This window comes from Microbulbifer sp. SE14 (assembly GCF_059834885.1).
The window spans coordinates 1-26391 of the sequence record NZ_JCBAJA010000016.1 but is presented as its reverse complement, the minus strand read 5'-3'; the positions used below and the strand labels follow the sequence as shown (position 1 = coordinate 26391).

Here is a 26391-nt window from a genome sequence, read left to right as displayed (position 1 = left end):
GGGTTTTGGCAATGAAACAATTCAACAAACTGGCGCTGGGCCTTTCCATCGCCCTGCTGGCCGCCGGCTGCAGCAACGACAATTCAAACCCTGACGACCTGGCGGTGCTGCCGGAGCCCCAACAACCGGAGCAGCCGCTACTGGGCCTGTCCCAGGCGCAGATGGACAGCAGCTGGTTCAAAGACGGCCAGCAGGCAGTGGAGCGCGCCCGGGCCCAGACCATCAACAACACGCCCGGCGCGGCCAAGAACATCATCCTGTTTGTCGGCGACGGCATGGGTATCTCCACCGTCACCGCCGCGCGCATCCTCGCCGGCCAGCAGCAGGGTCTCGACGGCGAGGAGTACCAGCTCAGCTTCGAGAAGATGCCCTTCGCCGGCCTGGTGAAGACCTACAACACCAACCAGCAGACCCCGGATTCCGCCGGCACTGCCACCGCCCTGATGAGCGGTGTGAAAACCAAGGCCGGTGTGATCAACGTGGACGAGACCGTGGCCCGCGGCGACTGCGCGGCCAGCAAGGAGCGCCCGCTGACCACCGCGCTGGAACTGGCCGAGGGCCTGGGCAAGAGCACCGGCATCATCAGCACCGCGCGCATCACCCACGCCACCCCGGCGGCCACCTACGCCAAGGCGCCGGAGCGCGGCTGGGAATACAAGGCCGGCGGCGACTGCGTGGATATCGCCTCGCAGCTGGTGGCGCTCGCCGCCGGTGACGGCGTCGACCTGATCATGGGCGGCGGCCGCTACAGCTTCCTGCCCAACACCGTCACCGACCTCGAGGGCAAAGCCGGCAAGCGCGAGGACGGCCGCAACCTGGTGGAAGAGTGGCAGCAGCGCTACAACGACGGCGTCACCAGCGCCGCCTATATCGAGGACCAGACCGGCTTCGATGCCCTGGATATCGCCGCCACCGACAAGCTGCTGGCCCTGTTCAACGCCTCGCACATGCAGTACGAGGCGGACCGCGGCAATGACGTGGCCGGCGAGCCGTCGCTGTCCGAGATGACCGCCAAGGGCCTGGAATTGCTGAGCAAAAACGGCAAGGGCTACTTCCTGATGGTGGAGTCCGGCCGCGTAGACCATGGCCACCACGCCGGCAGCGCCTACAGCGCCCTGACCGACGCGGTGGAACTCGCCGAGGCGGTGCAGGTGGCGATGGACAACACCAGCGCCGAGGACACGCTGATTATCGTCACCGCCGACCACAGCCACGTGATGACCATCGCCGGCTACCCAACCCGGGGCAACCCCATCCTCGGCAAGGTGGTGACCAACGACGGCAGCGGCCAGCCGGAGGAGACCCCGACCCTCGCCGCCGACGGCCTGCCCTACACCACCCTCACCTACGGCAACGGCTTCGGCTATGCGGACCTGGGCGGGGAGACGGACGCGGACGAGCGCTACGGCCACGAGGTGGACGCCGGCCGCAAGGACCTGACCCACGTGGACACCACCGCACCCGGCTACCACCAGGAGGCGCTGGTGCCCCTGGCGTCCGAATCCCATGCCGGCGAGGACGTGGGCGTCTGGGCCCGCGGCCCCGGCGCGCACCTGGTCAGCGGCACCAACGAACAGAGCTACCTGTTCCACGTGATGGCCCGCGCGGGTGGTCTGCTGGGCAACTGACCCGGCTGGCCAGCCGTCAACGAGCCCCGGCAGTGGTGACATTGCCGGGGTTTTTTAATTTGGCCTGGGAGCTGCCTCGGGCCACTGCCGGCAGCAGTCGCGCTTCCAGAATACTTGGAAATAATTGAGATCAGGTCAATGTCCTTCACTCAATCGTCATGCCACTGATCCAGGCCCACGAGGTTAACAGTGTGCCCATCCAGTGATTGTGCGATGACCTTAATGCTGCTTCGAGCCTCAGGTGTCATCACAGTGACACGCCCTTGTCTATGTGCATTTCTGGTCAGCTTCTTGCCTGCGGCCGCAGAGCCGTGATCCCTTTTCCACTGCCAGCCTCCGGAAGATGTTGGAACACCGATCCTCCCTGAATACTTGGGGTGGGCAACCGTAACAAATCCTGCGTAGCCGGCAATCATCGGCGTCATCGGGTAAAGCGCCCGGCAGAGAGAGCCGATATAACTTTGATTGATGTCCGTCTGAACGCCTTCCTCTGCCGCGCTCTTCAAGCTGTTGCCCGTGTTGCACGCAACCAGGCAGAGCTTACGAATTGCTGTAAATCCAAGCTCCTGGATAAGGGCCGCCAAGTGCACAGCACTCAACCCCCCCACATTGTTTCCCGATCCGTGCGAGACGATGTAAACCCCAATATCCCCACCCGCTATGGACTGAATATCCCGCTTATCGAGAGAATGCCCGGTGGCAATGTAACTCCTCCAGTTGCTGCTTGACGGAAATCCGGCTATCGACACGTATATAGGACCACCTTCATCGTGAATTTTCCCTAAAAACAGGCCTACCATCGAGTCAATCACTTCGGACTCATCGCCGCCCTGCAGCCCGATGACAATCGTATACTTGGTTTTCATTGCGTTCCCTTCGCCTCCCTTGCTCTATGAAACAAACCTTCCGAATGGACCTCCCGCTTCACGCCGCAATTGGTACGAATTTGGCGAAAAGATACTGGAGTCAGGAGGGCTATCAATCTTATAGGCGAAAAAGCAGGTTTGACAGCTATGGGGAAAAGAACGCTCTATGCATCGGTAAGATTTGACGCCAAAATTCTACTCTGGTCCGAACGGTACCAAGTTAATCCGGGCACAACGATTTTCGTAGGATGGGCAAAGCGCAGCGTGCAAATCAGCACCGAGGAAAATGGGCACGTCGCCACGCTCCTTTGCCCATCCTACAAGAGAGTAGCCTTAACTTAGAGTCATTTCACCCTGAGCAAAATAACCACTTTTGCCCGAATGCAAACAATGTTCCGGCTGCTGAAAAACTCAGACTCCCACAATCCGCGCGCGGAACTTACGGCCTTTGATTTTTCCACGGGCAAGCTTGTCCAGGGCTCTTTTGGCAACCCCCCGCTCCACCGCGACAAAGGTGGAGAAGTCGAAAAGCTGGATCCTGCCGATCTGTGGTCCGTCGATGCCACCGTCGCCGGTCAGGGCACCGACAATATCACCGGCGCGCACCTTCTGCTTCTTCCCGCCATCGATCTGCAGGGTGGACATCAGCGGTCGGGCAGGCGCAAACCCCCTGGGCAGGGGCGGGATTTCCTGCAGCGTTATCGGTTGCTGCATCAGTTCTTCCAGCCGCTCCAGCTTGTAGGTCTCCTTCTTGCCGACCAGTGTCACCGCCACGCCCTTCTGCCCCGCCCGCCCGGTGCGGCCAATCCGGTGTACATGGACCTCCGGATCGCGGGAGAGATGGTAGTTCACCACCATGGGCAGCTCCTCGATATCCAGGCCGCGCGCAGCCACGTCCGTTGCCACCAGGATGGAAGCACTGCCGTTGGCAAAGAGCGCCAGGGTGCGGTCGCGATCCTTCTGCTCCATATCCCCGTGCAGCGCCAGCGCGGCAAAGCCGGCGCGCTTCAATGCCTGGGCGGCCTCATCGGTTTCCCGCTTGGTGTTGCAGAAAACCACCGCCGATGAAACGTCGTAACTGGCCAGCAACTGGTACAGCGCCGCGGGCCGCTGCTCGTTGCTTTCCACCCGGTAGAAACTCTGCTCAATCGTGCTCTCGGTGTGCGCCGCGGCCACTTCCACCTTCACCGGGTCGCGCAGCACCCGGGTCGCCAGCGCGTCGATGGTGTTGGGATAGGTGGCAGAAAACAGCAGCGTCTGCCGCTCCCGCGGCAGTTCCGCCAGAATCTGGTCCAGCACCGCCTGGAAGCCCATATCCAGCATGCGGTCCGCCTCGTCCAGCACCAGCGTCTGCACCCCGCCCAGGTCGAGGTTGCCCTTGCGCAGGTGATCCTCGATGCGCCCGGGCGTACCCACCACGATATGGGCACCGTGCTTCAGCGAGCCGATCTGCGGCCCGAACGGCATACCGCCGCACAGCGTCAGTATCTTGATATTGTGAATGGCCCGCGCCAGCTTGCGCAGCTCCCGCGCCACCTGGTCCGCCAGCTCCCGGGTGGGACACAACACCAGCGCTTGCACCCGGAACCGCTCCACCTGCAGCTTGTGCAGCAGGCCCAGGCCAAAGGCCACTGTCTTGCCCGAGCCGGTCTTGGCCTGGCCGATAACGTCCCTACCCTCAACAATCGCCGGCAGCGCGGCGGCCTGGATTTCCGTCAGGCGCTCGTAGCCGAGGTCCTGCAGGTTTTTTAGCAGGGGCTGTTGCAGTGGCAGCGACTGGAAATCGCGGGGGTGGTCGGTGTCAGGCTTAGTCACAACGGGAGCTCAATTGGCGGGATAGCGGGGCATTGTAGGCAAGCGCGGGCCGATTTCCTAATGGAAACCGGCAGGCCCCATTACTTGTGGGTGGGCAGAGTCGAACTGGAGACTGTCATCGGGTGCGTCTAAGACGCAGATCCGATGCTCAAGGGCACCTCTAAAAACTCGTTTTTCGTCACCCCCGCGAAGGCGGGGGTCCAGTGGCCACGGGGTTTCTGGATTCCCGCCTTCGGGGGAGTGGCGATTTCTAGAGGTACCCTTAAGAGAGGCTTTTGGCGGGCAGTATGTGATACTTCTACTGGGCCATGCCCAGCTGCAAACCGGAATACTCTTTCTCGATCAGATAGCTCGCTATCCGCAGTCTGTCCGCGAACGAATTGCCGAGAACGAGATAGCGGCCGTTGATAAGGATAGAGGGCGTGCTGCGGACTTGGCTGCGCTGCATATGCTCGGTGGCGCGGCGCACCTTGGATTTGATGCTGAAGCTCTGCATGGTGGCGAGAAACTTCTGTGCGTTAGCACCGTAGCCGGCATAGAATTCAGCAACCTTTTCCTCGTTGGGTGTCTGTCCCTCGGCCGGAAGCTGGTTCGTTTTGTGTATGGCGTCGTAGGCTGCCTGGTGTGTCTTGTCGGCGAGACCGAAAATCCGTGCCGTGTAGTAGGCATGGGCGTAGGGAACGAAATCCTTGCGGAAGGCGGCCGGAACATGGTCCACCTTTACATAAGGTGGCAATTTTTTCGTCCAGGCCACGAACTGCGGCTCGAATTTGTTGCAGGCCGGGCAGATATAGTTGAAGAACTCTTCGACGACGACCTTGCCTTCTTCGGGTGCGAGGGGCCGGCTGTTCGGGATCTCGATGTAATCTTTCCCAGCCACTGGAGGTTCTGACTGAGCGTGTGCTGGAAAAAATACACTGCCAGCAAAGAGCAGTAGTGAGAAGGCAAATAAACGCTTCATTAAATTCTCCATTGATAAAAATAGAATAACCTTGGCCGAGTATTCTGTGACGCTTAGTTTCGAAGCTGGAAGGCAGGAAAACGAAGCCGGAGTATTTGTTAGGCTGATATCGTCCGCTTGATTTATATTCTCCATATTTCGCTATATGCGACGTTAGCCATCTCATCTGAGTGTTCAAAGACGACAGAAGGATTCCATTCATTCGATTTAAGAATAAAATTCGGCAATGAGTATCCCTTTTGTTTGAGAAGGTTCTTTTTCTCTTGAAAATCTTTCGTATCTAGTTCGCCGTTCATTTTTTGGTCAATAAAGATTAAATTGCCTAAACAGCCAACAGAAGATTCTGTCCACTTATCTTTTCCTATATTGGTTTGTGGGCAGAGGTGCTCGATTGTTAGTTCGTCAAAGTCCACCGGATATTTGTATGAATAATGCAGAGAAAATTTTTCAAGAATATAGCGAACAAGATTTTTTTGTTTCGAGTTAGAATTCGTATAAACAACCTCTCTAAATGCAACTTCAAATTCTTCAAAAGAAGGCTGTTTTTCACGCAATTTAGCTATGAAGGTTGTTATTAGTGTGGCTGCTTCTTGTGAATCTTTTGCTTCAAATAGCTTGATTGCAAAAGAAGAGTACATAGCAGAAATACCACCAGAAGATCGTGATGACGTAATTGCTGTAAAAACAAAATGAAATTTCTCTATAGCGCTTAACGCATCTCGAAGTTTTCTATATTTAATTTTTTTATCTCTATAAGCTCTTACCAGTGCCATTGTTGCTGGTGTTGGTTGTGAAAGTTTAAACATCTGTAGTGCGTATAGAGAGTCTGAAACTTCAGTTTCATTTTTGTTCCAATCGAAGCTTGGCTCATGAATTGATCGGTATATCTTTGCATCAGATACCAAATCATCTAGATAGGCCTTTGCTTTTGCTTTGGTTACCTCTTTCTTAATTTTCGGGAAAAGTTTCTTGAGAGGTACAGCTTCATATCGAGACGACCAAAAATGGTAGATGAAATTATCCGAGGAAATGTCTGCAGAGGAGTTGTGTATTATATCAAGCATGGTCTCCCATTTAAGCCTCGCATGATCTACAGCTCCCTTAGCTTTAAGATGCTTAGAAAAATGGTTTTTAACTAAATCTGTTAATGCTAGATCTTTACCCCTTGTATTCAAAGTTTCAAATATTAAATATGCATCATCCTCATTGTCTAGGGTAATAAAGATCAAATTAAGATTTAGTATGGCATCTCTTACGTCTATAAGTTTAGATATTTTAAGTTCGCTTCGGTCATCTGGATTTAAAGATTGGTCTATGTCAATAGATTGAAGTATTGATCCGACTAGCTTGTTAAACCTGTTATGTGCGTTCTTAAGATTTTTCTCTTCCAACTGAATATCAATGTCCAGCTCCGGATCATCGTTAAATTTTTGGATGTGCTCTTGAAAATATGGAAATGAAGTTTCTGTTTTTAATACATATTCATTCTTGTTGCTTCGATCTTTGCGTTCAATTAGCTGATGAATTCCTTTTGCAAGATCGCTTGAATCAAGTTTTAAAAAATAATCTCTTATTACACATAAAAGTATCGTGATTGTTGTTAATCGTTGCTGGCCATCAACCACTCCGAAATGCTGTTTTTCCTTTTTGAAGACAACCATTGATCCAATAAAATAGTCTTCTGATTGATTGACTACGACATCATTCCAAAAGTCATTTAAATTTTCATCATCCCATGAATAAGGTCTCTGAAATCTGGGGATGTGGAAATATGAGCCCACTAATAAGCTTTCAATATCCGTATCTTTTGATTCTATTTTCACTTTATGTCTCCGCATTTCTTATTATATCTGGATTGCTCAATATGCAGCTCTGGAGCCTCTTGGTTAGACTCATCTCTAAATAACTGAAAGTAGCCCTTTGTATGCTGACTTGTGAAATAATTCCCACGCAAGCTGCCGTCGAATTTCAAGATTGCCGCGCCCTCATACGGTGAGCCAGAGCTATTATCTAACTGCTTGGGGACAACTCGATAAACGTAATACAGAATAGGACGACCTGATTCCGGGTCCTTCTTTGGATGAGCGATTAAGGTCTCCGAATCAGAGTGGTCAGACTCCACTTCCATACTTATTTTCAGGAAATCTTGCTTTATGGTCGCAACCGCCTTTGCCACACCATCCCCACTGGGGCTGCAGAAGTGGATCTTCATACCCCATACTCCATTGAGATCTGGAAATAGAAGAGAGTTAAGTTTGGGAAAGCGACTCCATAAATGCCTCCAGCCAAAATAAACTAAGAAAATAAGTAACAGCTCTACAGCTGTTGCTCCCCAAAGCGAAATCTTTAAGCTTTTACTTATGCTTGGCTGAGAACTAAAACTCCAGGAAAAAAACAAAAGCACGCTAACAAAACAGCCGTAACTAATTGCGAAAAAAGAAATAATTTTAGTTATTGGTGTCAATGTAATCATTCAGTTCTCTCAAAGTGAACTTCTTCGCCCAACCTAAAAACTGAAAGGCCAAAGTTATTGCTAGCTATACCACTTAGATAAACACCTGGAAGTAGAGATCCAAACTGTGCTGCAAGATAGCGACCGCCAAACTTCTTGTTTCTATCAACACTTACACTGTACACAATAGGGGGAGAAAAATATTGCGCAACATGCGTTATTATCCAATTAGGTAAAAGGAAATGAAAGCCATCGTGAAATTCACTTTTTATTGAAGCCAAGCTGGCTAGAGAATCCTCAACACTACCCTTCAATGAAGGCTCATAATCTCTGAGCGGAAAGATCGGCAGTTGTGCATCCGCCGAATGAATAATTAGACCGATCCCAGAAAAATCCTGTGCGGATGATTTTCGTACAGAAAGAAGACTTTCGATCAGTCGGTTTTTCAGTGCGGTTATATCGGGTTCCAAATAATTGCTCACTCGAATAATTATAAAATAGGAAGATCTTATAGCTTCTTTAAAAGATGCTGTTTAATAATTCATGCTGTATGAGTCTTCGCAAGGTTTGGGTATTTCTTGCCGATCGATCGAATCTGCCAGTAAATCCGCAGCAGTGATGGTCCGGGTTTGATCTCCCCTACCGATTCAACAACCCCTTAACCGCCTGCGGCAAGTCCGCCGGCAAGATCACATTCTTCGCATTGTCAGACCGCGACAGCTCCGACAGCGCGCCGATATAGCGCTCACCCAGCAGGTACATCACCGGCATCTCCTTGTCGCCGATGGCAGAGGAAACGCGCTCGATGGCCTCGCGGCTGGCGTCGGCCAGTACCACCTGGGCCTTGGCGTCGCGCTTGGAGGCTTCCAGGCGGCCGTCGGCCTCGAGGATGGCGGCCTGCTTTTCGCCCTCGGCGCGGGTGACGGTGGCGCGGCGCTGGCGTTCGGCGGCGGCCTGCTCTTCCATCGCCTTCTGCATCGTCTGGGAGGGGTTGATATCCTGGATCTCGACGGTCTTCAGGTTGATGCCCCAGTCGGCGATATCGTCGGAGATGCCCTCTTTCAGTTTCGCCTTGATCAGGTCGCGGGACGACAGCGCCGAGTCCAGGGACATCTCGCCGACGATGGAGCGCAGCGCCGTCTGCACCAGGTTCTGGATGGCCACCGTGTAGTCCTCGACACCGTAGACGGCCTTTTCCGGCGAGACGATATTGATGTAGGCCACGGCGTTGGCAATGATGGTGGCGTTGTCCTGGGTGATCACTTCCTGCGAGGGAATATCCAGCACTATGTCCTTGGTGGTCACCTTGTAGGGCACCTGGTCCACATAGGGGATGATCACGTTCATGCCCGGTGTCAGTGTCTTGTGGTATTTGCCCAGGCGCTGGACGATATGTTTGGAGCCCTGCGGCACTATGCGCACGCCCATGGCGATGGTGACGATGATCAGTACCACCAGCGCCAGGATTACCGATAAACCTTCCACTGCTTTTTTCCTCTCCAGAAGTTATTTAAAAGTGTTGTGGCTGTTCTGCCCTTCCTCGCTCGCTGGCGGGGACCCCCTCTCCCTAACCCAGTGACTCGCGCCATCCATGGCACTCGGCCTTCGGCCAGCTAGCGCTGCCCAAATCCGCTCCCGGCGGATTTGTCCCCGGGGGAGAGGGGACTGGTTTGTGCCTGGATTGAGGCCCGGTGGGGATCAGACGCGGGTGACGATCAGCGAATTGCCGGAGATGTCCGTCACCTTCACCCGGTCGCCGATGGCGACTTCCTCGGTGCAGATAAACAGCCACTCCTCCTCGCCCAGGATGGGCGCGGGGAACTTGAGTCGGCCGCGGTTGCGGCCCGCGTTGGATTCGAGCACCAGGCCCACCTGTCCCACCAGCGCCTCGGCCCCCATGCCGGACAGCGTGCGGTCCTTCCAGCGGGGCTTGATGCTCTTGACCCAGATCACCAGGAAGGCGATGGAGGCGGTCGCCCAGAGAATCAGTTGCAGGGTGAAGGGTATGTCCACGGCCAGGGTGAGTACCCCTACCAACAGGGCGGCGAGGCCGAACCAGAAGAGAACGAATCCGGAAACGAAGATTTCCGCGGTGACCAGCAGCAGGCCGAGGACCAGCCAGTGCCAGTAGGCGATATGTGTGTTTAGCCAGTCCAACATATTGGCCGAATCTCCCTTTTTGAGTGCCACTCGACACCGATTATGCCAAAACTTTCGCGTTCGGCACGGAAAATTGCGGTTTCTGCTGTGGAGGGCTGTGCGGGGAGAGCGTCAATCGTCGTCGAATGCGAATTTCCTGTGGGCAAACAGTTTCCGGTTCAGGCGCTCGATATCCCGCCGCAAGGCGTCGAGCCGCTCCTTTGCGGCATCCAGCAGCGGTATCAGTTCGCCGGAAAATTCCCCGCTGTGCTCGGCGAGCAGGCTGCACAGCAGGCGCAGGTCGCGCCAGTCGCCGAGGGCCTGGGCCAGTTTTTTCAGCGGCTTGCGGCGCGGTTTGATCCGGTCTTTGTACTTTTTCTCCAGCAGGCGGCTGTGGTACCAGTGGTCCTTCACCCGCTTGCGGAATTCGTGAAAGCTGGCCGCGTCCTCCCCGGCAAAGGCCTCGTTCATCGCCTTGAAGGCCCGCCGGTAGTAGTTTTTGTAGCCCTTGCGCGCGTGCTGCCATTTCAGCGGGTCCAGCGGCCAGTCGTCGATGCGCTCGCCGCCCTGCTTCAGCAGCGCCCTGGTGTCCTCCAGCGCATCCGGGTCCCGGTGGCTTTGGGCTCGCTCCTCGAGGAACTGCTGAACCTGTGGATAACTTCCGCCCGGCGCCAGTGCCAGCAGGGCATCGCGCATGGACACGGCGTCGCGGCTGCCGGCGAGGGCGTTGGCCAGGGTGCGGTAGTGGGCGTTCTCGTAGCGGTAGCGGTCGCCGATCTCGGTGCGCACCAGGCGCAGCAGCGCGCGCAGCTTCTTGCAGTGCTTGCGCAGCTCGTGCACCGCCTCCTCTTCGGGCAGTGCCTCCAGGTCCGCCAGCGCAGCGGCCAGCTCCCTGCGCGCGGTGTCGCGCAGGGTCTCCGCCAGGGGTTGGTTGTCGCTCAGTCGGTAGGCCATGGCCGCTCCTCGGTGACGTCCATTAAGTTTAGTGAGCGGCGGTGCCGCGGCGGCCCGGTCAATGTACAATGTGGCCCCAGATTTTTGGTTCAGCAGGCACAGCATGAAGGATCGCAAGACCACCCACTTCGGCTATCAGGAAGTACCGGTGGAGGAGAAGGCCGGCCGCGTGGCGGAGGTTTTCCATTCGGTCGCGGCGCGCTACGACGTGATGAATGACCTGATGTCCGGGGGCATCCACCGCCTGTGGAAGCGTTTCACCATCGAGCTGTCCGGCGCCCGCCCGGGGCAGGCGATCCTGGATATCGCCGGTGGCACAGGTGACCTGACGGCGCGCTTCTCGCGCATCGTCGGGCCGAAGGGGACGGTGGTGCTGGCGGATATCAACGAGTCGATGCTGAGGGTGGGTCGCGACCGCCTGCTGGACCGCGGCATCGCCGGCAATGTGGTGCCGGTGCAGGCGGACGCCCAGTACCTGCCCTTCCCCGACAATACCTTCGACTGCATCACCATCGCCTTCGGCCTGCGCAATGTCACCGACAAGGACCTGGCGCTGTGCTCGATGCTGCGGGTGCTGAAGCCCGGCGGCCGCCTGCTGGTGCTGGAGTTCTCCAAGCCGCAGTCGAAGCTGCTGGAGAAGGTCTACGACCAGTATTCCTTCCGCCTGCTGCCGTTCATGGGCAAGCTGGTGGCCAACGATGCCGACAGCTACCGCTACCTGGCGGAGAGTATCCGCATGCACCCGGACCAGGAGACCCTGAAACAGATGATGGAGGATGCCGGCTTTGTGGACTGCGAGTTCCACAATATGACCGGCGGTATTGTTGCGCTGCACAAGGGCATCAAGCCCTGATGCGTGGGTGGAGTTTCGTGGCGGCGCCGCTACCGGTAGCTGTTTGCGGGACACGCCGTGAATCCATCCCTGGAGGCTTGGCAGCGAGGTCCCTCTCGCTGACAGTCCCGCAAACAGCTACCGGCATCGACGCCTTCGCATTGGCCCCCGATGCCCGAACGGACTATGACTGACCCCACTTTTCGCATCGGCTTCGACGCCGCCCTGGAAACCGCCATCAACGCCGCGCTGAAATACGACCCGGCCACCCGCGCGCGCCTGCAGAAGCTGGACGGCAAGGCGCTGGAACTGGACCTGACCGCGCCGCGCATGACCTTCTGCCTGGGTGTGGAGGGCGAGCAGGTGTGCGTGCACCACCAGTGGGAGGGGGAGATATCCACCCGCCTGAGCGGCTCGGCCATCGCCCTGGTGCGCCTGCTGCGCGATCCCGCCGCGACCCCGGCCGGGGTGGGCGTGAGCGTCAGCGGTTCCAGCGCGCTGCTGGCGGATCTGCAGGCGATCGTGCGCGACCTGGATATCGACTGGGAGGCGCCGATTGCGCAGCTGGTCGGCGATGTGCCGGCGCACGCGGTCGGCGAGGCGCTGCGCAGCGTCTCCGGCTGGTTGCTCGACAGCCTGGGGCGCGCGCCGGCGGCCGCGGCCGAGGCGGTCAGCGAGGAGTGGCAGCTGACGCCGCCGCAGGCCCAGTTCGAGGCCTTTGTCGAGGACCTGCAGGATCTGTCCCTGGCCACCGAGCGCCTGGAGGCGCGGGTCAATCTGTTGAAGGAAAAATTCTCGCGGCGGGGGGTGGAATAGCCTTGCCGGTCTTACGCAGTTTCACCATCGCGCGGGTCTTCCTGCGTTACCGCCTCGACCGGCTGATGCCCGTGTCGCGCCGGCCCCTGTGGCTGCGCGGCCTGTTGAGCCCGCTGAAGTTGCTGCCGAAATCCAAACTGGGCCGCGGCGAGCGGCTGCGCCGGGCGCTGGAGGAGCTGGGGCCGATCTTCGTCAAGTTCGGCCAACTGCTGTCCACCCGCCCGGACCTGCTGCCGCCGGATATCGTCGAGGAGCTGGACCGGCTGCAGGACCGGGTGCCGCCCTTCCCCAGCGATGAATGCGTGGCACTGATCGAGGAGGCGCTGGGCGGCAGCGTCGACGAGCTGTTTGCTTCCTTCGACCGCGCGCCGCTGGCATCGGCCTCGGTGGCCCAGGTGCACGGCGCCGTGCTGCCCTCCGGCGAGCGGGTGGTGGTCAAGGTACTGCGCCCGGGCATCGATAAGGTGATCGAGCAGGACCTGCGCCTGCTCGCGGTGATCGCCCGCTGGATAGAGCGCTGGGTGCCCGACGGCCGCCGCCTGCGCCCGGTGGAGGTGGTAGAGGACTACCGCCACACCATCGAGGGGGAATTGGACCTGGTGCGCGAGGGCGCCAACGGTACCCAGCTGAAGCGCAATTTCTCCAACTCGCCGCTGCTCTATATCCCCGAGGTCTACTGGGACTATACCCGCGTGAATGTGCTGGTGATGGAGCGCATCGACGGTATCCCGGTCACCGACCTGGCGCAGCTGCGCGCCCAGAACACGAATATGAAGCTGCTCGCCGAGCGCGGTGTGGAGACCTTCTTCAAGCAGGTGTTCGAGCACAACTTCTTCCATGCCGACATGCACCCGGGCAATATCTTCGTGTCGCGCCAACACCCGCAGCGGCCCCAGTACATCGCCATAGATACGGCCATCGTCGGCAGCCTGACCCGGGAGGACCAGTACTACCTGGCGCGCAACCTGCTGGCGATGTTCCGCCGCGACTACCGCATGGTGGCGGAGCTGCACGTGCAGAGCGGCTGGGTGCGGCGCGACACGCCGGTGAACAACTTCGAGGCGGCCATCCGCGCGGTGTGCGAGCCCATCTTCGAGAAACCCATGGGCGAGATCTCCTTCGCCCGGGTGCTGATCAGCCTGTTCCAGACGGCGCGGCGCTTCGATATGGAAGTGCAGCCGCAGCTGGTGCTGCTGCAGAAGACGCTGCTCAATATCGAGGGCCTGGGGCGGCAGCTTTATCCGCAGCTGGATCTGTGGAAGACTGCCCATCCATTCCTGGAGCGCTGGATGCGCGAGCGCATCCACCCGAAGACGATCATCGGCGAGATCAGGCGCTACGGCCCGGAGTGGCTGGAGAAGTTTCCGCAGCTGCCGCAACTGGTGTTCTCGTCGCTGGAGCAGGCCCGGGAGCTGGCGCCGCAGCTGGACAACATCGGCGACAAGCTGGCCCACGGCCACCGCCGCGGCCGCCGCCAGTACCTGCGCCGGGTCGCCGGCGTGCTGCTGGCCCTCGGCGCCACCGCCCTGGCCGCGCCCGAACTGACGGCACAGCTGCCCCCGGCCGCCTGGGCCATGGGCGCCGCGGCCCTGGTACTGCTGCTCTGGCCCTGAACCCCGGGGGCCGGAAAAAATGTAGGGTGGATAAGCGCTAAGCGCATCCACCGACCCGGGCCTGCGCCAACCTACAATAGGAAGTCCGAAGGAAGAGACATTGACCACCGCAGATACGAGCAACGGCTTCATCGACCAGGTCGCCTGGAACGGCGACGGCCTGGTGCCCGCCATAGCGCAGGATTTCAAGACCGGGCGCATACTGATGATGGCGTGGATGAACCGCGAGTCACTGGCCATCACCGCCAGCGAGGGCTACGCCGTCTACTGGTCCCGCTCGCGCAACAAGCTGTGGCGCAAGGGCGAGACCTCCGGGCACCTGCAGCAGGTGCGCGAGATACGCCTGGACTGCGACGGCGACGCGGTGCTGCTGCTGGTGGAACAGCAGGGCGGCATCGCCTGCCACACTGGGCGCGCCAGCTGCTTCTACCGCCTGCTCGCCGACGGCGAGTGGCAGGTGAAGCAGCCGGTGATTGAGGAACCGGGTAAGATTTATGGGTGACCTGCTGCAACAACTGGACGCGGTGCTGGAAAGCCGCAGGCTCGCGGGCGACGCCGACAGCTCCTATGTGGCCAGCCTGCACAGGAAGGGCCTGAACAAGATCCTGGAAAAGGTCGGCGAGGAGGCCACCGAGGTGATCCTCGCCGCCAAGGACGTGGAGGCCGGCGGCGACCGGCAGGCGATGATCGCCGAGACCGCCGACCTCTGGTTCCACTCCCTGGTGATGCTCTCGCACCTGGGGGCGGATTCGCGGGATGTACTGAACGAACTTGCGCGCCGCTTCGGCCTCTCGGGCCTGGAAGAGAAGGCCTCGCGCGCGAAAGACGAATAACGCTTTAAACTGCGGCCCCGGCCGCGACTGAACTGGAGAAAATCATGGGATTCGGTGGAATTAGTATCTGGCAGCTGCTGATTGTTCTGGTCATAGTGCTGCTGTTGTTCGGCACCAAGCGCCTGCGCAACCTGGGCAGCGACCTAGGCGGCGCCCTCAAGGGCTTCAAGAAAGCAATGAAGGACGAGGACAAGGAAAAGGAAGAGGAGAAGGAGCCGGAGAAGCTGGAGCACGACGAGCAGGAAAAGCCCCAGCAGAAGGAGTCCGTGCGGGAAAAGGACAAGCAGTCCCAGGACAAGTAAACCCGCAACCAATCCTGAAGCAACACCCGAAAAGACAACCAGCGCGAGTACCGGTCCGTGTTTGATATCGGCTTTTTTGAGCTACTGTTGGTCGCCATAGTGGGCCTGCTGGTCGTGGGGCCGGAGCGGCTGCCGGATGCGATCCGCACCACCGCGCGCTGGTGGTCCGGCATCAAGCGCACCCTGCACAATGCGCGCGAGGAGCTGGAAAAAGAGGTGGGCGCCGACGATATCCGCCGCGAACTGCACAACGAGCGCATCATGCGCGAGCTGGAGGAGAGTCGCCGGGAAATGGAGCAGGCCTTTAGCGAGGTGGACGCCGAAAAGGAAAAGATACCCTCTTCGCCCTCGCCGCAACCTGAGCCGGCCCGCGATCCCAGCCACCCGGCGGCGGATGCGGACGACTACCTGCCGGAACAGGACGAGGACGCCGAGGAGCTGCAGGACCCGGAGTACCCGGAGCACTGGCACGACTACGGCGACCCGGAGCTGAACCCCCACCACCCGGATCACGCCGCCCACGCCGCCAAAGACCTGCCTCCGCAAAAAACGCCGCAGGAAAAAGACGAGCAGCCGTGAGCGAAGGTAAGCAGTGACATGAGCGATCAGCGCGAAAACAACGACCCTCAGCCCGAGGACGGGAGCCCTCAGCGCGACAATAACGGCCCTCAGCCCGAGGACGAGAGCCAGCAGCCTTTTATCGACCACCTGATCGAGCTGCGCGACCGCCTGCTCAGGACCCTGCTGGTGGTGGTGGCCATCTTCGCCTGCATGGTGCCCTTCGCCGCGGAGATCTACGACTTCGTCGCCGAACCGCTGCAGGCGCGCCTGGTGGAAGGCGCCGGCATGATCGCCACCGAGGTCACCTCGCCCTTCTTCACCCCCTTCAAGACCACCTTCGTGCTGGCCTTCTTTATCGCCATCCCGTTCGTGCTCTTCCAAGCCTGGGCCTTTATCGCCCCCGGCCTGTACCAGAAGGAAAAGCGCTTCGCCCTGCCGCTGCTGGTCTCCAGCGTGGTCCTCTTCTATGCCGGCATGGCTTTCGCCTACTATGTGGTCTTCCCGATCATCTTCGAATTCTTCGTCAGCTCCGCCCACGCGGATATCAAGGTACTGCCGGATATCAGCCGCTACCTGGACCTGGTGCTGAAGCTCTTCTTTGCCTTTGGCTTCGCCTTCGAGATTCCCATCGCCACGGTGCTGCTGATCTGGAGCGGCGCGGTGGATGCCAAGACCCTGGCGAGCAAGCGTCCCTACGTGATCGTCGGCTGCTTCGTGGTGGGCATGCTGCTGACACCGCCGGATGTGATCTCCCAGTCCCTGCTGGCGATCCCCATGTGGCTGCTGTTCGAGATAGGCATCCTGCTCGGGCGCTGGATAAAATCCAGGCCCAGGGAAGAAAACGCCTGATCGCAACCTCGTCATTCCGGCGCAGGCCGGAATCCAGGTGCCACCGAACTGGATTCCGGTACGGAATCAAATCCGGTATGCCGTGAATGGCACTAAGTTAAGCCTACGAAAATCGCTGTGTCCGGTTTAACTTGGTACCATTTCGGTATGACAAAAATTAACGAATAAAAATCAGGTTACACATGGACAGCGGACTCATAGACTCCCTGAAAACCGCCCTCGACGCCTCCCCGGAAAACACCGCCCTGCGCCTGGCCCTGATCAAGGCGCTGGCCGGTGCCGGCGAATACCCGGAGGCGGGCAAATTCATCGGCGACCTGGCCCCGGAAAATATCGAAACCGAGGACCGGATACTGCTCGCCGATATCCACCACCGAAATAAACAGCACCAGAGCGGCCTGCAATTCCTCGACTCCGACGAGCCGCGGGCGCTGCTGCTGAAGGCGAAGATACTGTCGGAACTCGGCAACGGCGCCGAGGCGCTGCGCCTGTACGAATCCGCGGTGGCGAGCAATCCGGCGCTGGAAGACCCGGCCCTGAAGGCGCGGCTGGGGGCGAGGACGGTCGAGAGCGAACGCGGGCCAAAACTGCGCGTGATCGCCAACGACGACACCGATAAAGAAGAAGTCGCGCGCATACTGCACCCGGAGACCGAAGTGGTGAAGTTCGCCGACGTCGGCGGCCTCGACCACGTCAAGAAACAGATCAACAAGAAAATCATACTGCCCTACCAGAAGCCGTCCCTGTTCAGCCGTTTCCGCAAGAAGGTGGGCGGCGGCATACTGCTGTACGGCCCGCCCGGCTGCGGCAAGACACTGCTGGCCCGCGCCACCGCCGGTGAGTGCAATGCGCAGTTCTTCAATGTGGCCATCTCCGACATCCTCGATATGTATATCGGCGAATCCGAGAGCAAGCTGCACGCGGTCTTCGAGCAGGCGCGGGCGCAGAGCCCAGCGGTGATCTTCTTCGACGAGGTGGAGGCCCTGGCGGCCAAGCGCCAGCACAGCCGCGAGGCCACCTCGTCCAAACTGGTGAGCCAGTTTCTCGCCGAGCTGGACGGCTTCTCCCAGAATAACGGCGGCGTACTGGTGCTGGCGGCCACCAATGTGCCCTGGGCCCTGGACCCGGCCTTCCGCCGCCCCGGCCGCTTCGACCGCATCATCTTCGTGCCGCCGCCGGACAAACCGGCGCGCGAGGATATCCTCAGGGGCCTGCTCCGGGAGCGCCCCGGCGGCGAATCGGTGGATGTAACGGGACTCGCGAAAATCACCAGCGGCTACTCCGGCGCCGACCTGGTCAACCTGGTGGAGACCGCGGTGGACGAGGCCATCGACGAGACCATAGCGACCGGCGAAGAGGTGCCGATCCGCAGCGAGCATCTGTTCGAGGCGGCGAAGACGGTACGCTCCACCACCCTGGAGTGGCTGTCCACCGCGCGCAACTACGCCAGGTACGCCAACGACGCCGGCCAGTACACAGAAGTGCTGGAATTCCTGAAGAAACACGGAAAATAAATCGTGGCAATCACTTACCAGATCATCGACGAGCCGAGCCCGGGAAAGCTGTCCCGCTTTACCGTGGACCCGATGTGGCCGCTGTTCGCCTTTATGTTCGGCGGCCCCTTTATCAGCTGGGCCTGGTCCCTGTTCAACGGCTTCGCCCTGGGCAGCCCCAGCCGCGGACGCGAAACCGTCGCGGTTCTTTTGGGCGTGATCGCCTATATCGCCGTGCTGATCGGCATGGCCGCCGGCGGCCTGCTGCAGCAACTGAGCCCGGTCTATGTGCGTACCGCGCTGGTGGTGGTGGGCCTGGCCGCCTGTTATTACCTTTATTTAAAGCAGAGCGTCGCCTGCGAAATCTACCAGCATTTCGACGGCACCCTGATGAACGGTATTCCCGGCGTGATCCTGGCCTATTTCGTCGGCAGCAAAATGGAAATGTTCGTACTGACCCAGGTACTGGCGGGGGTGCAACAGTGGATATCCTAGACGGACAACTGCAGCGGCTGATCGACAGGGCCGCCCAGCAGTACCGCTACGGCGACTACGCCGGCGGCGTCGAGTCCCTGCGCGAGGCGCTCACGCTCGACCCACAGCATTATTTCGCCCACAGTTTTCTCGCCATAGGCCTGCTGAACATGAAGCGGCTGGCGGCGGCGGAATACGAGGCGCGCACCGGCGTGCAGCTGGAACCGGAGGCGCCCTTCGCCCACTACGCGATGGGCGAGGTGCTGAAGGCGCAGCTGAAATTCAAGCAGGCGCTGCAATACCAGCAGCAGGCCATAGCCCTCGAGCCCACCGATGCGGACTACCACGGCGCCATTGCCGAAACCTGTGCACTGATGGGTCGGGAAAAGGACGCAAAAAATTATCTGGACAAGGCCCTGCAGCTGGACCCGGAAAGTGCTGGCACCCTGGCGCAGCTGGGCAACTGGCACCTGCGCAACAACCAAAAGGAAAAGGCCGCGCACTTCTTCGACGAAGCCCTGGCCCTGGAACCGCAGCACGCCCAGGCCCTGACCGGCAAGGGCCGGCTGCTGCTGGCCCGCGGCAATATCGACGAAGCCTACGACCACGCCGTCTGGGTACTGCAGCAGGACGCCAACGACATCGGCGCCCTGCAACTGCTGGCCGCGATCAAGACCCGCCGCAACCCGCTGTTCGGCCTCTGGTTCCGCATGAACGCCTGGCTCACCGCCGGCGGCAACCTGCGCACCATCATGTTATTGATTGGAGCCTATGTGCTCTTCCAGATCGGCTCGCAACTGCTGCAGGAGCGCGGCCTCACCGAGGCGGCAACTACGTTGCGCTACACCTGGCTGGGAATCGTCATCTACTCCTGGGTGGGGCCGGCCTGGTTCCGGGCCAAGCTGGAGGAGGAGTTGAAGGCGGTGAGTCTAAGGCCCGGCTTTTAAAGATTGGTCAATTTCTAGTCGCCTTGTAATGGCGTGTGATTGAACCGTTATCGGGGGGCATGATAAAACCGCCAGCATTTGTAAAAGTACTGCTGGGGAGAAAAATGCGCCGTTCCATTCTGGCTATCCTGCTTTGCCTAACTACTGCAGTTGCTTCTGTCTTCTCTTATGCAGAAAGCCACCCTTGGTTCACTACCTACCCGACGTCCACTGACAAGGATGGAGCTTATACACTGGGATGGCACAGCATCACGGGCTCCGGAATCAATTTTTATATCAATGAATATAAAAATGGCACTTACACCCAGCAGGTCGCAAAATCAGGTACTTCCGTATCACTCTCTGGGCGTGGGGATGGGACCTATCGTTACGACTTGTGGATTCGCCAGAGATACTGGAATGGCTCCGAATGGGTACATGTGCCGGCCCAGAAGCAAGACAGTGTAACAGTTACCGTACTCAAGGTTCCCGGAACGCCCAGTCTCAGCGGCACAGCCAATCACAATACAAGCACCTACTCCTTATCCTGGGGAGCCGCATCTGGCACCGTTTCGAGCTACAAAATAGTCAAAGAGCTGAATAACAGCGGTAGCTGGACATCAGCTGGGACCTCATCCACAACTTCCAAGAGCATAACCGGCCTAACCACTGGCGAGTGGGACTTTAAAGTGCAGGCCTGCAACGCCAGCGGCTGTAGTGGCTATTCGGGCCAGAAACGTGTCAACGTAGCTATTCCCCCGAATACTCCACCCAGTATTTACTTCGATGCGACCACTGTGGAAGAGGGAAGTACAGATCGAGATGGCATGTTTACAATTGAATGGGATGCTTCGACCGAGCCGCCATTGGTCAGTGGCTACCAGCTCTGCCAACAAAAAGACGGCGTATGGGAAAAAGAGTTGGATTGTCCGAAGCTTGGGAAGAGTCCTCGAGAAAAGGATATTTCTGCTAGTGATCAACTGACCAACGGCAATTACCGCTACAAGGTACGCGCCTACGCCAAGGCCGGTACCCATTATCAGTACAGCGCTTGGCGCTATTCGCCCACGATCACAGTCAATCGCAAGCCGGATGCTGTGACCTATTTCTCTCAGCCCTCTGCTTATGAAGTCGAGAACGAAGTATTTACAGTAGCCTGGTCAGTACCCACAGGTGCCTTTGATCCGGTAGATGATTACGAACTGGAATGGAGCATCAATGGTGGCGGATTTGTGCAGGTTCCGGGCAGCGAAGCGCTGGATGGAAACTCTTCCTGGCCCATTCAGTTGCCGAAAGGCACCGAGGGCACATACAGATTCCGCGCCCGCGCCCACAACAGCCAGGGCTGGGGCCCCTGGACAGAGGCAGCTGACCAGAAAGAGGTTTCGGTAAACATCCCCTACGATGCCCCGGATGATCCGGCCTTCTTCAACCTTCCGGAAAGTAGTGAGGACGGCGACTATACCATCGATTGGCTTGAGCCTAATGACGGCGTGTTTACCTATTTCGAATTGCAGGAAGAACGCCTCAACGATCCCAATGCAGATCCCGATTGCGTGACCCCCGGCCAGGAAGCCTGCTGGACCCTGGTGGCAACCACTGACGCGGAGACTACCGAGGAGCCCTTTGGCGGCCGGGTCGAAGACAAGTATCGTTACCGGGTGCGTGCCTGTAACCCGGACGACTGCTCCGACTGGATCACGAGCACCTGGATCAATGTCTACAACCTGGAAGGCATAGCGCCCGCGGTCGGCTTTACGCCCGCCAATGCCGCCGGATCCACACCCTATACCACCGACGTCAACTTCCAGGGCGACGCCACAGTTACGATTCCGGTGCAGGCCGCCCCAGGTGTCAATGGCCTGGAGCCCAATATCGCCATCCGCTATTCGGGCGCCCGCTATCGCGAGAGGCAAAACGAAGCCCTGCCGGAAGATATACTGGGTTACGGCTGGCGCCTGAGCGGTTTCAGTGAAATCCGCCGTTGCGTCATCGGACGTCCCAATGCCGACACCATCCAGTTGGACAAAAACGATTCACTGTGCCTCGATGGCGAACCCCTGGTGCTGGTGGGGGGCACCAGCTGGCAGGCCGGTGCCCGCTACCGCACCCTGCGGGAAACCTTTCAGTTGATCCAGTTGCAAGAAACCGACGGCAAGATTTGGTTCCGGGTCTATTCTCCGGATGGCCGCATCAGCGAATACGGCTCCAGCCCGGACAGCCGCCTGCGCGTAGGGGACAGTGCCCACTTTGCCTGGAGTGTAAAACGGGTAACCGATCCCTTCGGCAATACCATCGACTACAATTACCACCGCAGCACGGTGCAGGGTATCAACTATCCGCTGGAAATCCTCTATGGGAACGCCGGCGATGCCAGAATCGAGTTCCAGTACGGTACCCGAACCGATGCTCCGCCCCAGCCCCTGGTGCCGGGTGAAATCGACCAGGAACAGCTGGTGCTGCTGCACCATATCAACGTCTACCGCGACTGGAATATTGACGCCGATAGCGGATTGCTGGTGCGAGACTACCGCCTGATTACCGAGAAGGAGCCGCTAAATCCGGAGGAAGAGCACTATCGGCGCCTGACCGATGTGCAGCTCTGTGGCTACGACCAGTTCGGTACCAACGCCCAATGCCTGCCATCGCTGTCATTCGAATGGATGGAGGAGGGCGAGCAGCCACTCGAACCCATAGATGCCAAAATGGGCATCGAGCAGGTCACCGACAGCCTGGGCAAAGTCACCACCTTCGAACATACCCTGATGGTAGAGGATTCGCAGGTTGGCCCCTACGGCGGCCTGTTTACGGAACGGCCATTCGGCACTGAGATAACACCGGCCGGCGCCTCCCCACTGGAACCCATCAATGGTGAGTACCGCTACGTAGTCACCAAGGTCAGCCGCTCCAACGGCCTGGGTGGTATCCATGATACCGAGTACCGCTACCAGGGCGTGGGTTACATGAGCGATAACCACTGGGGCTTCCTCGGCTACGCGGCGCAGAAAATCCACGATATTGAATCGGGTATCGTCACCTACCGCCAGTTCCGCCTGGACTTTCCCCACTTCGCCAAGGTCGCCCGGCTGCAGCAGTACCAGGGCAGCTACGGCAGCCATGCCCAGGTGCTGACCGCACAGCAGTTTGTACACAGCGACTTTGTCCTGGATGCCGGTGCTAACAATACCCATTACCCGGCCACTTCGGAGGTACTGGAATCCATTTACGAGTGGGACAAGGACCTTCAGCAGGAACAGTTGCTCGGTTACCGGCGTACGACCACTGTCTACGATAAAGCCGACTATTCCGCTGGCGGGGCTCTGATCGACGGAGAACTGATCAGCGGTGTTGTAAGGACACACAAGACGGCTACCGGGGCGAATTTCTCTACAGGCCAGAGCTTCTGGGGCGAGGTGCTGCCCGCTGAAATCAGCGGTATACAGCGCAGTTCGGATACCACCACCAGTTTCGACAACCGCGTGGGCGCCGGCTGGTTGGTTGGCTTTGTCGATCTGGAGCAGGTACGCTACTTTGACGGCGATATAGCGGGAGAGCCGGACCAGCTGCAGACGGTGACGGCTACGCCCTACGCAAACAGTAACAAAATCGATGTATTGACCCGTTTCCCCGGCGATCCGGACCTTGAGCTGGTGGTGGACTACGCCTACGACGGCCAGGGCAACCTGAGCGGCGAAACCACCAGCGGTGCCAATATCGAGACCCGCAGCACCAGCGCCTCAAACTTCCTCGACAAGCGCTACCCGCAGACCCTGACCAATGCGCTCGAACAGAGCATTGCGCTGGAATACGACGAGCGCTTTGGCAGCGCGTCCAAAATTACCGATGCAAACAGCCGAGTTGTGGAGGTGGACTACGACCCCTTCGGACGCGAGTCCACCCGCACCAATGCCGATTCGGTCGTTTTCACTACCACCTACTCTTCCTGCGTAGGGGGCAGTTGTACAGACGGTGGGGTACTCGCTGCGCTCAAGGTGAGTACGAATTCCCCGATCACACCGGCCACGGATCGCTATTACGACAAGCTGGGCCGTTTGGTGCGGCAGTACATGGCCTCCTTTGGGGGCGGTGAGCGTATTCGCCGGGAATATGATTACAACCCCAAAGGGCAACTCTATCTGGAGACCTTGCCCTTCTATGAGAATGACGATAAATCCGCGACGATTTATGGTTATGATATCCGCAACCGGGTCACCAGCATCCAGAAAGCCAACGGCGGCCATGTCGGCATCACCTACAAGCCGCTGTCTGCCACTAACCAGGTACAGGTAATCGTCAAGGAAGATATCTTTGCCTCGGCCGGTTCGGGTGGTGGTTGGGTAGAAACCCAGGAGCGCCACAGCTTTTACAGCCTGACAGGCGATCTGGTCAAAACCCTGGACGGCGTCGGAGCAATCGATCCGGACGCCGGGCCGGTGGTCACAACCTACGAATACTACGGCAGCGGATTGCTGAAGTCCGTGATGCTGGACGAAAACCCCGCGACCGAGTCCAGTTTTACCTACTACGACTCCGGCCTCCGCAAGACCCTGACAGATCCGAACCTGGGTACGGTAACCACCAAATACACTGCCCTGGGCCAACTGAGGGAGCAGAAAGACAACAAGCAACAGACCACTAGCTACCTCTACGACAAGCTGGGCCGCCTGGAACAGCAGACCGATGCCGATGGCGGCATCGCCGAGTGGCACTACGACCCGGCCAACGGCGTCGGTGCTCTGGACTACCGCAGCTATACGCTCGGCGGTATAGAGATATTCCGCGAAAGCCATCAGTACAATGCTGAGGCCAAGCTGGATACCCTGACTACTGTCCTGACCGCAGGCGGTGAGACCCGCAGCTACCAGCACGACTACAGCTACTACGGTATCGGCGATGGCCGCCTCCAGGAGGTAACCTATCCCAGCGGCTCCGTGGCCCACTATGATTACAGTGGCGCCTATCTGTCTGCCATCACAGACGGCAGCACTGCACTCAAGACCTTCAGTCGCCTGAACGCCTTCGGCCAAGTGGAGGAAGAGGTCTACGGCAACAGCGTGGTCACCACCCGCAACTACGATCCCACCACCGGCCGCCTGGAGTCCGTAGACACCAGTCACGACACCACGGCGATCCAGGATAACGACTACCGGTGGCGCTCAAACGGCACCCTGGAGAGCCGGCTGGTCAACCATGGCGGTATCGTCAAGCAGGAGAGCTTTACCTACGATGCCCTCAACCGCCTGACGGAGGCAAAAACCCTGTTCGACGGTGTAACCCAGCGCACTCTGACCACCCAGTACAACAAGCTGGGCAACATCACCGCCAAGACCAGCAGCCACCCCGGCGATACCGAAGTAACCGGCTACCAGTACGGCGAGTTCGGCAACGCCGGCCCCAATGCGGTCAGCGATGCCATCATCGGCGGCGAGGTCTACAGTCTGCACTACGACCTGAACGGCGCCATCGAGCACTACAACGCCGCCAGCGGCAGCGACAAATGGATCACCTGGAACGCTCGCCAGCTGCCCACCGAGATAGTGGTGGGCGACAGCCAGTTCACCACCCAGCCCAAGGCCCGGGACAGATTCCAATACGGTCCCAACGGCCAGCGTTTCTACCGGGAGACCAGCTGGTGGGATGAGGATGCACAGGTGCTCAGAACCGAGAAGGCGTTTATCCTCGGCAACTACGAGGACCAGCTGCCGGCCAACGATCCTGATTACCAGCGTATCCAGAAGACCCGCATCGACGACAATGTGGTCCACATCGTAGTGACGGACAACCTCGGCCTGGAGGTGGGTTTCCACGAGTATGTGCACCGCGACCACCTGGGCTCTATCGAGAAGGTGACCCGCGGCGAAGATGGCTCCGTCATCGACCTGAGCACCGCCTTCGACCCCGACGGCCGGCGCCGGAACACGGACTGGTCCGGCCAGCTGCAGCAGGCGGAACTGGAACAGCTGCTGGAGGCCCAGGGACTGACCACCCGGCGGGGCTTTACCGGCCACGAGCACCTGGACAGGACCGGCCTGATCCATATGAACGGGCGTATCTACGACCCGACACTGGGCAGGTTCCTGAGCCCGGATCCGCTGGTACAGGCGCCGTCCTACAGCCAGAGTTGGAATCGGTATACTTACGCCTTCAACAATCCGTTGGCGTTTGCGGACCCAACTGGCTACTCCGCGGACGATGCCAAAGGTGACCAGATAAAGTGTGTAGGGGACTGTGGGCAAAATATGGGATCGGCAGCTGGTGCGGGGTTGTCAGGGGGATTTGGAACAGCAATAGAACATGTTACCGTAATCGGAACGCGCCCCACAGGCCCAAGTCTGGACAGTTCCATGTATCTGTCATTGCCTGGGGCTTCGGGATCTGCCAGTGTGCCCAGAGCACCGGAAGGTGGTGGCGGAGCAGCCGGTTCCTCAAACAACACGAAATCCGAAAAATCAAAAAATACAGAGAAGGGGAAGGAGCCGGCGGATGAAAATTGCGGGGTTGAGTACGAGTGTGTGGAAGTTACGGCCACAAAAGAGGGAAGATTGTTCAGCAATTTACCGTTAGTTTTCCGAGGGGCGCGGTCTTTAATACGAGACATAGGGCATACGGCTGGTTATGGTGTGGTTTATTGGTATTCAAAGGCATGTGCTGCAGCTGGTTCTTCGGAATGTGCAGCCGTCCACCAGATGGCGAGTGATGATTCCGGCCGAATAGGTTTGGCTCTCTACGATTATGTCAACGATCCCGAAATTAGAGCCGATGTGAATTTGCAAATGGGGCCGTGACTGCTGCCTTTGCAGTCGCAATGCAAGCTGCGGCTCAATCTGGCCAAAAAACTCCTGACTTTGACAGTATGTCCGATCAAGAGCTGGTCGAT

At 58.7% G+C, this 26391-nt stretch carries 22 protein-coding genes; 13 read left to right on the top strand and 9 right to left on the bottom strand.

Annotation, left to right across the window (positions count from 1 at the left end; genetic code table 11):
* Positions 1-11 precede the first annotated feature (11 nt).
* On the top strand, positions 12-1628 hold the full coding sequence (locus AC6R19_RS12560) for an alkaline phosphatase (protein ID WP_500580163.1): 1617 nt from the start codon (positions 12-14) through the stop codon (positions 1626-1628).
* 149 nt (positions 1629-1777) lie between these two features.
* Here AC6R19_RS12560 and AC6R19_RS12555 read toward each other — a convergent pair whose 3' ends face one another.
* The 9 genes from AC6R19_RS12555 to AC6R19_RS12515 form a co-directional block, all read right to left on the bottom strand.
* Complete coding sequence (locus tag AC6R19_RS12555; RefSeq protein ID WP_500580162.1) at positions 1778-2494, bottom strand: hypothetical protein; 717 nt, start codon at positions 2492-2494, stop codon at positions 1778-1780.
* Positions 2495-2905: 411 nt separating this feature from the next.
* Entirely contained in the window at positions 2906-4309 is a 1404-nt protein-coding gene (gene dbpA, locus AC6R19_RS12550; protein ID WP_500580161.1) for an ATP-dependent RNA helicase DbpA, read from the bottom strand.
* Between the two features lie 298 nt (positions 4310-4607).
* Positions 4608-5270, bottom strand: a complete 663-nt coding sequence (locus tag AC6R19_RS12545) for a thiol:disulfide interchange protein DsbA/DsbL (RefSeq protein ID WP_500580160.1) — start codon at positions 5268-5270, stop codon at positions 4608-4610.
* A gap of 122 nt (positions 5271-5392) precedes the next feature.
* Complete coding sequence (locus tag AC6R19_RS12540) at positions 5393-7093, bottom strand: DUF262 domain-containing protein (RefSeq protein WP_500580159.1); 1701 nt, start codon at positions 7091-7093, stop codon at positions 5393-5395.
* Complete coding sequence (locus AC6R19_RS12535; RefSeq protein WP_500580158.1) at positions 7090-7743, bottom strand: Cap15 family cyclic dinucleotide receptor domain-containing protein; 654 nt, start codon at positions 7741-7743, stop codon at positions 7090-7092. Before AC6R19_RS12535 ends, AC6R19_RS12540 begins: the two co-directional genes overlap by 4 nt.
* Positions 7740-8192: a hypothetical protein gene (locus tag AC6R19_RS12530; RefSeq protein ID WP_500580157.1), complete on the bottom strand. Its 453-nt coding sequence runs from the start codon at positions 8190-8192 to the stop codon at positions 7740-7742. Before AC6R19_RS12530 ends, AC6R19_RS12535 begins: the two co-directional genes overlap by 4 nt.
* A gap of 169 nt (positions 8193-8361) precedes the next feature.
* Positions 8362-9207 (bottom strand): SPFH domain-containing protein, encoded by an 846-nt coding sequence (locus AC6R19_RS12525; RefSeq protein WP_500580156.1) that lies wholly within the window; start codon positions 9205-9207, stop codon positions 8362-8364.
* A gap of 213 nt (positions 9208-9420) precedes the next feature.
* A complete protein-coding gene (locus tag AC6R19_RS12520) occupies positions 9421-9882 on the bottom strand; it encodes an NfeD family protein (RefSeq protein WP_500580155.1) in 462 nt (153 codons plus the stop codon).
* A gap of 111 nt (positions 9883-9993) precedes the next feature.
* Positions 9994-10815 carry a CHAD domain-containing protein gene (locus tag AC6R19_RS12515; protein ID WP_500580154.1) on the bottom strand — a complete coding sequence of 274 codons (822 nt, stop codon included), beginning with the start codon at positions 10813-10815 and terminating at the stop codon, positions 9994-9996.
* Positions 10816-10918: 103 nt separating this feature from the next.
* On the opposite strand from AC6R19_RS12515, the gene ubiE reads away from it, so the two are divergent.
* From ubiE to AC6R19_RS12455, 12 genes are all read left to right on the top strand, one after another.
* Positions 10919-11668 (top strand): bifunctional demethylmenaquinone methyltransferase/2-methoxy-6-polyprenyl-1,4-benzoquinol methylase UbiE, encoded by a 750-nt coding sequence (gene ubiE / locus AC6R19_RS12510; protein WP_500580153.1) that lies wholly within the window; start codon positions 10919-10921, stop codon positions 11666-11668.
* Between the two features lie 165 nt (positions 11669-11833).
* Positions 11834-12463, top strand: a complete 630-nt coding sequence (locus AC6R19_RS12505; RefSeq protein WP_500580152.1) for a ubiquinone biosynthesis accessory factor UbiJ — start codon at positions 11834-11836, stop codon at positions 12461-12463.
* Positions 12464-12465: 2 nt separating this feature from the next.
* Positions 12466-14076 carry a ubiquinone biosynthesis regulatory protein kinase UbiB gene (ubiB, locus tag AC6R19_RS12500; RefSeq protein WP_500580151.1) on the top strand — a complete coding sequence of 537 codons (1611 nt, stop codon included), beginning with the start codon at positions 12466-12468 and terminating at the stop codon, positions 14074-14076.
* Positions 14077-14176: 100 nt separating this feature from the next.
* A complete protein-coding gene (hisI, locus tag AC6R19_RS12495) occupies positions 14177-14578 on the top strand; it encodes a phosphoribosyl-AMP cyclohydrolase (RefSeq protein ID WP_500580150.1) in 402 nt (133 codons plus the stop codon).
* On the top strand, positions 14571-14909 hold the full coding sequence (locus AC6R19_RS12490) for a phosphoribosyl-ATP diphosphatase (protein ID WP_500580149.1): 339 nt from the start codon (positions 14571-14573) through the stop codon (positions 14907-14909). The genes hisI and AC6R19_RS12490 overlap by 8 nt, the downstream gene beginning before the upstream one ends.
* 44 nt (positions 14910-14953) lie before the next feature.
* On the top strand, positions 14954-15211 hold the full coding sequence (tatA, locus tag AC6R19_RS12485; protein WP_500580148.1) for a Sec-independent protein translocase subunit TatA: 258 nt from the start codon (positions 14954-14956) through the stop codon (positions 15209-15211).
* Positions 15212-15268: 57 nt separating this feature from the next.
* Positions 15269-15790: a Sec-independent protein translocase protein TatB gene (gene tatB / locus AC6R19_RS12480; RefSeq protein WP_500580147.1), complete on the top strand. Its 522-nt coding sequence runs from the start codon at positions 15269-15271 to the stop codon at positions 15788-15790.
* Positions 15791-15808: 18 nt separating this feature from the next.
* Positions 15809-16621 (top strand): twin-arginine translocase subunit TatC, encoded by an 813-nt coding sequence (tatC, locus tag AC6R19_RS12475; RefSeq protein WP_500580146.1) that lies wholly within the window; start codon positions 15809-15811, stop codon positions 16619-16621.
* 182 nt (positions 16622-16803) lie between these two features.
* Positions 16804-18135, top strand: coding sequence for an AAA family ATPase (locus AC6R19_RS12470; RefSeq protein ID WP_500580145.1), 1332 nt, complete (start codon positions 16804-16806; stop codon positions 18133-18135).
* Positions 18136-18138: 3 nt separating this feature from the next.
* The gene (locus AC6R19_RS12465) at positions 18139-18609 is read left to right on the top strand and encodes a hypothetical protein (protein WP_500580144.1); all 471 of its coding nucleotides are present in this window, start codon (positions 18139-18141) and stop codon (positions 18607-18609) included.
* Entirely contained in the window at positions 18597-19535 is a 939-nt protein-coding gene (locus tag AC6R19_RS12460; RefSeq protein ID WP_500580143.1) for a tetratricopeptide repeat protein, read from the top strand. Before AC6R19_RS12465 ends, AC6R19_RS12460 begins: the two co-directional genes overlap by 13 nt.
* Positions 19536-20341: 806 nt before the next feature.
* Complete coding sequence (locus tag AC6R19_RS12455; protein ID WP_500580142.1) at positions 20342-26299, top strand: RHS repeat-associated core domain-containing protein; 5958 nt, start codon at positions 20342-20344, stop codon at positions 26297-26299.
* The last annotated feature ends 92 nt before the right edge of the window (positions 26300-26391 follow it).